The organism is Pseudomonas sp. GM78, from assembly GCF_000282475.1.
In the GTDB taxonomy this organism is placed as follows: domain Bacteria; phylum Pseudomonadota; class Gammaproteobacteria; order Pseudomonadales; family Pseudomonadaceae; genus Aquipseudomonas.
Map to the genome: position 1 here is coordinate 1 of NZ_AKJF01000031.1, position 9,881 is coordinate 9,881.

General features: G+C 61.7%; 10 protein-coding genes. 8 read left to right on the plus strand and 2 right to left on the minus strand.

Features of this window, described 5'->3' with window-relative positions; genetic code table 11:
• Positions 1–25: 25 nt before the first annotated feature.
• A complete protein-coding gene (locus PMI35_RS28080) occupies positions 26–1,054 on the minus strand; it encodes a D-cysteine desulfhydrase family protein (RefSeq protein WP_008055463.1) in 1,029 nt (342 codons plus the stop codon).
• 234 nt (positions 1,055–1,288) lie between these two features.
• Between PMI35_RS28080 and PMI35_RS28075 the strand changes: the two genes are divergently transcribed.
• The 5 genes from PMI35_RS28075 to PMI35_RS28055 all read left to right on the plus strand — a co-directional run bounded on the left by PMI35_RS28075 (position 1,289) and on the right by PMI35_RS28055 (position 6,251).
• On the plus strand, positions 1,289–2,533 hold the full coding sequence (locus PMI35_RS28075; RefSeq protein WP_008055466.1) for an MFS transporter: 1,245 nt from the start codon (positions 1,289–1,291) through the stop codon (positions 2,531–2,533).
• 137 nt (positions 2,534–2,670) lie between these two features.
• The gene (locus PMI35_RS28070; protein ID WP_008055468.1) at positions 2,671–2,985 is read left to right on the plus strand and encodes a DUF485 domain-containing protein; all 315 of its coding nucleotides are present in this window, start codon (positions 2,671–2,673) and stop codon (positions 2,983–2,985) included.
• Entirely contained in the window at positions 2,982–4,655 is a 1,674-nt protein-coding gene (locus tag PMI35_RS28065; protein ID WP_008055470.1) for a cation acetate symporter, read from the plus strand. The genes PMI35_RS28070 and PMI35_RS28065 overlap by 4 nt, the downstream gene beginning before the upstream one ends.
• Positions 4,656–4,709: 54 nt before the next feature.
• Positions 4,710–5,264 carry a cytochrome b gene (locus tag PMI35_RS28060; RefSeq protein ID WP_008055471.1) on the plus strand — a complete coding sequence of 185 codons (555 nt, stop codon included), beginning with the start codon at positions 4,710–4,712 and terminating at the stop codon, positions 5,262–5,264.
• 3 nt (positions 5,265–5,267) lie between these two features.
• Positions 5,268–6,251: an NAD(P)H-dependent flavin oxidoreductase gene (locus tag PMI35_RS28055; RefSeq protein ID WP_008055472.1), complete on the plus strand. Its 984-nt coding sequence runs from the start codon at positions 5,268–5,270 to the stop codon at positions 6,249–6,251.
• A 94-nt stretch (positions 6,252–6,345) separates the two neighbouring features.
• On the opposite strand, the gene PMI35_RS28050 is transcribed toward PMI35_RS28055, so the two are convergent.
• Complete coding sequence (locus PMI35_RS28050) at positions 6,346–7,236, minus strand: LysR family transcriptional regulator (protein ID WP_032831333.1); 891 nt, start codon at positions 7,234–7,236, stop codon at positions 6,346–6,348.
• A 114-nt stretch (positions 7,237–7,350) separates the two neighbouring features.
• On the opposite strand from PMI35_RS28050, the gene PMI35_RS28045 reads away from it, so the two are divergent.
• From PMI35_RS28045 to PMI35_RS34530, 3 genes are all read left to right on the plus strand, one after another.
• On the plus strand, positions 7,351–8,016 hold the full coding sequence (locus tag PMI35_RS28045) for an MOSC domain-containing protein (protein WP_008055474.1): 666 nt from the start codon (positions 7,351–7,353) through the stop codon (positions 8,014–8,016).
• 132 nt (positions 8,017–8,148) lie between these two features.
• Positions 8,149–9,666, plus strand: coding sequence for a CoA-acylating methylmalonate-semialdehyde dehydrogenase (locus PMI35_RS28040; protein ID WP_008055475.1), 1,518 nt, complete (start codon positions 8,149–8,151; stop codon positions 9,664–9,666).
• A 104-nt stretch (positions 9,667–9,770) separates the two neighbouring features.
• A partial coding sequence (locus PMI35_RS34530; protein ID WP_008055478.1) for a nitronate monooxygenase occupies positions 9,771–9,881 on the plus strand: 111 nt, incomplete at its 3' end.

Sequence of the window (9,881 nt, forward strand, 5' to 3'; positions counted from 1 at the left end):
ACCATGTGTCCGGTCCGTACAACCCTCAGTCAAAGGCGCTACGGTAAGCAAACAGCCCAGGCATGCCGCCAGTCATCACAAACAACAGATTACTGCCCGCCGGGTAGTCCCCCCGGCGTACAGCCGCGAGCAGCCCGGCAAAGGCCTTGCCGCCGTAGACAGGGTCAGTGAGCAAGCCTTCCTGCGACGCCAGCAGACGCACCGCTTCAAGCATCGCTTCAGTCGGCGCACCATAGGCATCGCCGAGTTGACTGCCATCCACGCGAACCGACGGATCGGCCAGCGTTGTGGACCGATCAAGCAGCTGTAGAACCTGGCGGGTTTTTTCCAGGGTCGTGCTCGTGGCCTGTTCCTCGCTCGCCAGCACCGAGTAGCCAAGGATTTGCGTCGATGCGCCAGCCAGGGTGATGCCGGCCAATAGCCCTGAGTGCGTGCCGGCGCTGCCATTGGGCACGATTATTTGCTCGAAATGCACGCCCAGCGCATCCTCCTGGCGCAGGATCTCGCCCGCGCAGGCGGCATATCCCAGGCTGCCCCGGGGGCTGGACCCGCCGAGGGGCATCACAAAGGGCTTCCTGCCTTGGCCCTTGAGCGTGTCGACCAACTGCGCCGCAAAGGTATCAGGCAAGACACCCCGAGCCAGCCGATGGACCTTCGCGCCAAACAGTGCATCCAGCAACACATTGCCGTTGTGGCAAAAATCGTCATCGGTGCGCACGGCCGAGGGTGTGAGGAGCAGCTCGCAGGCCAGGCCATGACGGGCCGCCACCGCCGCGGTCAGCCTTGCATGGTTGGATTGAAAACCACCCCAGGTCACCAGTGTGTCGGCGCCTTCGGCCAGGGCTTCGCCGAGCAGGAATTCCAGCTTGCGCAGCTTGTTGCCACCGCCGCCGAGACCGGTCAGGTCGTCGCGTTTGACATAGAGGTGGCAGCCATTGAGTTCGGGCAAGCCGCTCAAGCGGGACAGTTTCTGGATCGGGGTCGGGCCTTCGAGCAGGGCCACCCGTGGGTACGCGGCCAGCGCGGCATCAAGATGATTCAAGTCGTGGGGCATGAAGGTTCGCTCGTGGAGTGGAAGGAACTCGGTGGGCTTGGACGCCATCCGCCACTGTAAAAAGCGGCGGCTTGAAGATAAACCGCTGGCAAGGCATTACAGTTGATACATCATGTAATAAACGCAGGTATCTCTATTGCAGATGTCTGTGATCTTAATAATTCGTTATCTGAGATATCTTGCCGCGAGATAAGGTCTGCCCGACTGACATTCACCAGCGGAGCACATGGCCTCATGAATTACGCCGATCGTAACCTTGCCTATTGGCGTCGCAACCTGGCTGTTTGTGTGTTCGGCTCGTTCACCACACTGGTGAGCCTGAGCATGCTGTTGCCGTTCCTGCCGCTCTATGTGCAACAACTGGGCGTCACCGGGCAGGCCGATGTGGTGCAGTGGTCGGCCGTAGCGTTCGGCGCGACGTTCTTTGGCACGGCGATTACCGCGCCACTCTGGGGCCGGTTGGCGGATCGTTTCGGGCGTAAACCGATGCTGGTCCGCGCGGCCATCGGCATGGCGATCGTGATGTCGCTGATCGGTCTGGCGCGAAACGTTACCGATCTGGTGGTGCTGCGCCTGATCGCCGGGCTCATCGGCGGTTATGCCTCGGCTTCGATCGTGATGATCGGCTCCCAGGTACCACGGGAAAAAGCCGGTTGGGCGCTGGGGGTGCTGTCGACGGGGGCGTTGTCCGGCAACCTGATCGGGCCGCTGGTGGGGGGATTTCTGCCGCAGCTGGTGGGTATCCGCGGCACTTTTTTTGTCGGTGGCGCGATGATCGCGGTGGCGGCCATCACCACCATCGTGCTGATTCGCGAGGATTTCGAGCGCAGTACGGACGGGGCCCGACGCGAGAAAAAAATCCCGGTCGAAGGTACCGGTTCTCGCTGGCCGATCATTGGCGCGCTGCTGATGACGGCCATGATGGTGCTGCTGGCCAACATGTCGATCGAGCCGATCATCACGGTCTACATCGGTCACTTGGGCGTTGCCTTTGATGATCAGGCGCGGATTGCCGGGGTGGTGATGGCCTGTTCGGCGCTGGGCAGCATCCTGACCGCCGCCAGGCTCGGTGCGCTGGCCGATCGAGTCGGCAGCTGGAACGTGATCATCGGTTGCCTGGTGTTGACCGGCATCGTCATGGTGCCCCAGGCATTCGTCACGCAGTGGTGGCAACTGGCGGTATTGCGGGGGCTGATGGGCATGACCATCGCCGGCCTGCTGCCGGCCATAGCCAAGCTAATCCGGCAATCGGTCGAGGATCACGACACTGGAAAAATCCTCGGCTATCTGCAATCGGCGCAGTTTTCCGGGCAGGTGATCGGGCCGCTGATCGGTGGCCAGATCGGTGCGCATTTCGGGTTGCAGCACGTGTTCCTGGTGACCGGTGCACTGCTGGTGTTGTGCGCGGGGATCAATGGCTGGGTGAGAAGTCGCGCAGCAAATCCACGAATAGTAGATTCACCAAAAACGATCAACTAGATCATTATTGATCATTTTACATGATTGTGTGCCGGGCATAGGTTGAAGGGGCACAGATACCGCAGCCAGTGGCGGATCGAGTCTGAATCTGAGGCTGTGGAACAACAATAACGCTACCACTGCTACACGGAGTCAACGTGAACCATGCAACTGAATCAGCCAGAATCCGCAACCATCCCCGGTACAAGGAGCTGGTCTCGCGGCAGCGAACGTTCGTCGCCAGTCTGACCGCGGCAACCCTTGTCCCGTACTTCACGTTCATCCTCGTCGCCGCCTTCGCCCCCCAGCTGCTGGCGACCAAACTTTCCGCGACCAGCATCATCAGCATCGGTTGGCCTCTAGGTGCCGTGTTCATCGTCGGGGCCTGGTTGTTCACCGGGCTCTACATTCATCGCGCCAATGGTGAGTTCGACGACCTGACTGCAGAAATCCGCGCGGGGGCCATCGTATGAAACGCCTCCTGCTGAACCTCATCCTTCCCGTTCTGCTGTGCGTATTCGCGGCTCGCGCCATGGCCGGTGACGTCATCCAGAACGTCGAAAAACAACCGATCAACATCACCGCCATCAGCATGTTCCTGGTGTTCGTCGTGACGACTCTGGGCATCACGTACTGGGCCGCCTCGAAAACCCGATCCATGGACGATTTCTACACCGCCGGCGGTGGCATCAGCGGCTTCCAGAACGGTCTGGCTCTGGCCGGTGACTACATGTCGGCGGCGGCGTTGCTGGGGGTCACCAGCATGATCTTCTTCAACGGCTTCGATGGCGTGCTGTACTCGATCAGCTTCTTTGTCGCCTGGCCCTTGCTGTTGTTTCTGTTCGCCGAGCGCATCCGCAACCTGGGGCGCATTACCATCTCCGATATCGCCTCTTTCCGCCTCGACCAGAACCGCATCCGCACGATGACGGCCTTCGGTTCGTTGACGGTGGTGTGCTTTTATCTGGTGGTCCAGATGGTAGGGGCAGGGCAGTTGATCCAGCTGCTGTTCGGTCTGCCTTACAACTATGCGGTGATTGCCGTGGGGCTGTTGATGGCGGTGTACGTCACCTTCGGCGGCATGGTCGCCACCACCTGGGTGCAGATCATCAAGGCCGGGCTGCTGCTGGTGGGCGGGACGCTGCTGGCGTTTCTGGCGCTGAGCAAATTCGGTTTTTCCTTCGACCTGTTGTTCGAAAAAGCCGTGGCCGCGCACCGCGATGGTGAACGGATCCTGCTGCCGAGCAAACTGGTGGCCGACCCGCTGTCGCTGATCTCGTTGGCGTTGGGACTGGTGTTTGGCACCGCAGGTCTGCCGCACATTCTCATGCGCTTCTTTACCGTGCCGGACGCCAAGCAGGCGCGCAAATCGGTGTTCGTCGCCACCGGCTTCATCGGCTTTTTCTACCTGATTGTGGCGGTGCTGGGCCTGGCGGCCATCGTGATCGTCGGGCAAGACCCGGCGTTTTACGAGTCCGGCAATCTGGCGGGCAAGTTGATCGGCGGCTCCAACATGCCAGTGATGCACCTGGCCAAAGCCGTGGGTGGCGACATGCTGCTGGGCTTCATTTCCGCCGTGGCGTTCGCGACGATCCTGGCGGTGGTCTCGGGGCTGACCATGGCCGGCACGTCGGCGATCTCCCACGACTTGTACGTGATGGTGGTCAGGAAGGGTAAGGCCGAAGCCAGGGACGAGCGTCGCGTATCGCGCATTGCTTCGGTGGGCATCGGCATCGTCGCAGTGGTGCTGGGGATTCTGTTCAAGGATCAGAACATTGCCTTTCTGGTCGCGCTGACCTTCGGTGTGGCGGCCTCGGTCAACTTCCCGATCCTGGTGCTCTCGATGTACTGGAAAGGGCTCACCACCCGGGGTGCGCTGATCGGCGGTGTCGCCGGGCTGGTGAGTGCGGTGGGGCTGGTCGTTCTCTCGCCAGCAGTGTGGGTCAAGGTGCTGGGCAATGCCGAGGCGATCTTCCCCTATGACTACCCGGCGATCATCTCGATGAACGTGGCATTCCTGTTCACCTGGCTGGGCTCGGTCACTGACCGCAGCCATGGCGCGGTGCTCGAGCGCGAGCGTTTCGATGATCAGTTGATCCGCGCCCAGACCGGGCTCGGCGCAGCGCAGGCGGTCAACCACTAAGACCTTCGCGGTCCATCCTTTCCTGATTTGCGCATTTTGCAAAAGGAGTCAGCCATGCAACTACGAGACAATGGCCTGAGATTTTCACCCATCACCGTCGCCCTGCACTGGGTCGTGGCGTTTTCTTTGTTGGCGATTTTCGGCCTGCAACTGTTGATCGGCCACGCCTCCAGCGAGGCGCAGCAACTGCAGTTTGGCAGGGTGCAAAACCTGCTGGGGCTGATCCTGTTCCTCGTCTCGTGCTACCGGTTCTGGGCGCGGGTCACCTCCTATCATCCGCTGCCGGTGGGCACGCCGAACCCTATCGAAGTGATCATCAGCCGCTCGGTGGCGGTGTCGCTGGCCTTGGCGATGGTGCTGTTGCCGATCGCGGTGTGGGCTTCACGGGCCGCTACCGGCGAGGTCGTCGAACTGCCGGGCGGATGGTGGATTCCGAGCATCCTGCCGGCCAACCAGACGTTGAAGCATGTGGTCGATGTGCTGTTCGACATTGGCGCCTCGGCGTTCCTCGCCGGGCTGGCACTGCATGTTTTCGGCGCAGTAAAGAATCACTTTCTCCTGAAGAACAACACGCTCAAGCGGATGCTGGGCAAACATGTGGAGCTGTGAGTCATGAAACAGGACAAAACCGGTTTTTCGGGTAATGTCGTCACCCGGCTCTGCGGCGTGGAGTACCCGATATTCCTCGGCGGCATGGCCGCCATTTCCGGCCCGCAACTGGTCGGGGCCGTGGCCAACGCCGGGGGCATGGGCGTGCTCGGCGGCTTGCGCCTGCCGCCCTTGGCCTTGCGTCGCTGGATCGAGGAAACGCGTGCGCTGACCGACCAGCCCTTCGGGGTGAACCTGGTGCCGCAGTTCGGTGGACCGGATGTGTTCGAAGCGCAGTTTCAGGTGATTCTCAAGGAAAAGCCCAAATTGCTGTCGCTGTTTTATGCCGAGAAGTATGCCGCCGACATGATTCCCCGAGCGAAAGACGCCGGGCTGCTGGTCATGGTGCAAGCAGGGACGGTGGAGCTGGCCCGCATCGCCATTGCCCAGGGCGCGGACATCATCATTGCCCAGGGCAGTGAAAGTGGCGGGCACCTCAATCGCGGCACGATTGGCATCATGCCGTTGTTGACGTCGATCCTGGCGGTCGCCGAGGGCAAGCCGGTGCTGGCAGCCGGTGGTATCACCCACGGCGACGACGTGCGCGCACTGATGTCGCTGGGTGCATCGGGGGTGGTGGTGGGCACGGCGTTTATTGCCACCGATGAGTCCAACGCCCATCCGCTGTACAAGCAGAAGATCGTCGAGGCGACCACCGATGACACCGAGTACCGCACCGGCTATTCCTTCGGCTGGACCTACGGCACGCCGCACCGGGTGATCCCCAATCGGGACAAATGGAACCTGCTGCGCTTGATCGGCGGCGGCGCCCGGGCGATCGACAAACCTCGAATGGCGCAGAAGTTGTCGCTGTATGCGGGGCAGGGGGTGGGCAAGATCCACAGTGTCGTGCCGGCTGCCGAGCGGGTGGCGGAGCTGGCGCGTGGGCTGGCGCCGATCACCCGCCTGGCGTTCGGCGAAATCAATCGTGCCACCGCGTTGGGCTGAATGACCGATGGCCCCCTGTAGGAGCTGCCGCAGGCTGCGATCTTTTGATTTTTTTTTAAGATCAAGATCAAAAGATCGCAGCCTGCGGCAGCTCCTACAGGGTGATCGCAGGCTTGGCGATCTGTTGTTGCGCCAAGCCGATGAACGCACTCATCGCCGAGGTGATCATCGTATCGTTGCGACGGATGAACACCGTGGAGACATTGGCGAATTCCGCCGGCAGGGTGTGGCAGCGGATGGCATGGCGCACGCTGCAGTTTTCCGCGATGGCCTTGGGCAACAGGGTCACGCCCATGCCCGCCGCCACGCACGACAGGATGCCATCCAGCGTGCCCAGTTCCATGATCTGGTTGGGCACCAGTCCCACCTGGTAGAACCAGTTTTCCAGGGTCGAGCGATAGAAGCAGCCGGTGCGGAACACCAGCACGGTCTGCTGGGGCATTTTCTCGATCAGCGCCGACAGCGTTTCGAACTGGTTGCTGCTGACCAGCACCAACTCTTCGCAAAACACCTCTTCCTGGGCCAGCGCCGAGTTCTGGTGGAAGCCGCCGACGAAAGCGCCGTCGAGGCGATGGGCTTCAATGGCCTTGATCAACTCGACCGTGGTGCCGGTCAGCAACGACAACTGCACGTCGGGATACTGCTCGCGGTAGCGAGTCAGCACTTGCGGCAAGCGAATGGCGGCGGTGGTTTCCATCGAGCCGAGCCTGAGCAGGCCGGTCGGGCTGCCGGTGTCCATCAGGGCGCTGCGGCTCTCGTCGGTGAGTTGCAGGATGCGCCGCGCATAACCAAGAAAGGTCTCGCCCGCCGAGGTGAGTACCACCCCGGACTTCTTGCGGATGAACAGCTCGCGATTGAGTTCGGCTTCCAGTTCCTTGACGCGCATGGTGACGTTGGACTGCACGGTATTCACCTGCAACGCGGCGGCGGTGAAGCTGCCAAGCTCGGCCACGGCGCAGAAAATCTTCAGTTGGCGCATTTCCATGATCGTCACCATCTATCAGAAAAAGTGATTGTTGCCATGTTTAACGATCACTTTACGGTGTTTCCCGGTGATTAGTAAAGTGGCCGAAATCAGGTAATGAACGCAGGTCTACCCATGACACCGACTTCGACAATCGACCATGTCTTCGCTGGAGGCCTGGGGGTGTTGCAGCCTGAAGGGCAACGCACGGGCATCTTCAAGCAACGCCAGGCAGGCCCGGTGCGCGTGGAGCTGCAGGGAATCGTCGGCGACCAGCACGGCGACACCCGGGTGCACGGCGGTCCGGAAAAGGCTGTGCATCAGTATGCGGCGCAAAACTACCAGCGCCTGGCGCAGGCCTTTGAGCTCAGTGCCGCACAATTGGTCGCGGGGAGCTTGGGGGAGAACATTTCCGCGTGCGGGCTTTCGGAACTCAACGTGCACATCGGCGACGTGTTCCGCGTCGGCAGCAGCCTGTTGCAGGTCTCCCAGCCGCGCAGTCCCTGTTGGAAGATCAACCATCGTTTTGATGCCGAACACATGTCGATGTTCGTCGCCCGGGAGCGGATCACCGGCTGGTACTACCGGGTGCTCGAGCCGGGCTTGCTGCAAGCGGGGGACCGCATTGTATTGCTCGAACGGCACAACGAACGCTTTTCCATCGACCAGTTCTGGCAGGTGCAATTGTCGCACCGGCCACTGATCGACGATTTGCTGGCGCTGGCGGACAGCGTCGGCCTGGCTGCGGACTGGAAGCGCCGCCTGGGCGATCGGGCGAAATGGCTGCTTCATAAAATATGATCCTTAGGATCATTAATCATCATTTTACATGATTTATCGGCGGGCCTAACTTGGCCATGTCGGGAGCGCTCAACAGCCCCGGCCTGACAACAACAAGAGATGGCTCTTATCCACCACCAGGGGACACCCGCCATGAGCAACCAGCCAGCAGACATCGCACACTACATTCACGGTCGCCTGACACCCGGCACTTCCAGTCGCTCGCAGCACGTCACCAACCCCGCCACCGGTGCGGTGATTGGCAAGGTGGCCCTGGCCAGCGCAACCGATGTCGACGCCGCGGTGCAGTCGGCCGCCGCCGCCTTTCCCGCCTGGTCGGCGACGCCGCCGCTGCGCCGCGCGCGCATCCTGTTCAAGTTCCTCGCGCTGCTCAACGAGCACCGCGACACCCTGGCCCGGATGATCACCACCGAACATGGCAAGGTCTTCACCGATGCCCAGGGCGAAGTGACGCGCGGCATCGAAGTCGTCGAATTCGCCTGCGGCATCCCGCAACTGCTCAAGGGCGACTACACCGAGCAGGTCTCGACCAACATCGACAACTGGACCCTGCGCCAGTCCCTGGGCGTGGTGGCCGGCATCACGCCGTTCAACTTCCCGGTGATGGTGCCGATGTGGATGTTTCCGGTGGCCATCGCCTGCGGCAACACCTTCGTGCTCAAGCCGAGCCCGATCGATCCTTCGCCCTCGCTGCTGATCGCCGAGTTGTTCAAGGAGGCCGGGCTGCCCGACGGCGTGTTCAACGTGGTGCAGGGTGATAAAGAAGCCGTGGATGCGCTGCTCGATCACCCTGAAGTCAAGGCCGTGAGCTTTGTCGGCTCGACGCCTATCGCCAACTACATCTACGAGACCGGTGCTCGCCACGGCAAGCGCGTGCAGGCGTTGGGCGGGGCGAAGAACCACATGGTGGTGATGCCCGATGCCGACGTCGAGCAGGTGGTCGATGCGCTGATCGGCGCGGCCTTCGGTTCTGCCGGCGAGCGCTGCATGGCGATCTCGGTAGCGGTGTTCGTCGGTGATGTGGCCGACAAGGTCATCCCCAAACTGGTGGAGCGCACCCGGACGCTGAAGATCCTCGAGGGCATGAACCTGGCCGCGGAAATGGGCCCGATCGTTTCGCGAGTGGCGCACCAGCGCATCACCGGCTACATCGAGCAAGGCATCGCCGAAGGCGCCGAGATGCTGGTCGACGGCCGTGATTTTGATGGCTCGCAAGCCGGTGCCGATTGCGCCGGGGGCTTCTGGCTCGGTGGCACGGTGTTCGACCATGTCACCCCCGAGATGAAGATCTACCAGGAAGAAATCTTCGGTCCGGTGCTGGCGTGCATGCGGGTCAAGGATTTTGCCGCGGCGGTCGATCTGGTCAATGCCCATGAATTCGGCAACGGCACCGCGTGCTACACCCGCGACGGCCACATCGCCCGTGAATTCGCGACCCGTATCCAGGTGGGCATGGTCGGCATCAACGTGCCGATTCCGGTGCCGATGGCGTGGCACGGTTTCGGTGGCTGGAAGCGCTCGCTGTTCGGTGACATGCACGCCTATGGCGAAGAGGGCGTGCGTTTCTACACCAAGCAGAAGTCGGTCATGCAGCGCTGGCCGAACAGCATTGCCAAGGGCGCCGAGTTCGCCATGCCGACCTCCAAGTAGAGCTTCACGCGCTTTCGGGTTGGAGGGCGTGCAAGCTCGGGCTTGCACGCTGTCCAGCGTAGAGTTCCAGCGTTCACTTTCATCCGTCAGGTCCAGGTGCTGCCATGTCCAATCCTCTGTTGTCCCTATTGAGCATCCAATTGCCGATCATCCAATCGCCGATGGTGGGCGTCTCCACTCCCAGGCTCGCGGCGGCGGTATCCGATGCTGGCGGG

Coding starts and splice junctions, on each gene's coding strand:
- PMI35_RS28060 (WP_008055471.1), top strand. CDS start 4,710: ATGCAACTACGAGACAATGGCCTGAGATTTTCACCCATCACCGTCGCC.
- PMI35_RS28065 (WP_008055470.1), top strand. CDS start 2,982: ATGAAACGCCTCCTGCTGAACCTCATCCTTCCCGTTCTGCTGTGCGTA.
- PMI35_RS28075 (WP_008055466.1), top strand. CDS start 1,289: ATGAATTACGCCGATCGTAACCTTGCCTATTGGCGTCGCAACCTGGCT.
- PMI35_RS28055 (WP_008055472.1), top strand. CDS start 5,268: ATGAAACAGGACAAAACCGGTTTTTCGGGTAATGTCGTCACCCGGCTC.
- PMI35_RS28040 (WP_008055475.1), top strand. CDS start 8,149: ATGAGCAACCAGCCAGCAGACATCGCACACTACATTCACGGTCGCCTG.
- PMI35_RS28050 (WP_032831333.1), bottom strand. CDS start 7,236: ATGGAAATGCGCCAACTGAAGATTTTCTGCGCCGTGGCCGAGCTTGGC.
- PMI35_RS28080 (WP_008055463.1), bottom strand. CDS start 1,054: ATGCCCCACGACTTGAATCATCTTGATGCCGCGCTGGCCGCGTACCCA.
- PMI35_RS28045 (WP_008055474.1), top strand. CDS start 7,351: ATGACACCGACTTCGACAATCGACCATGTCTTCGCTGGAGGCCTGGGG.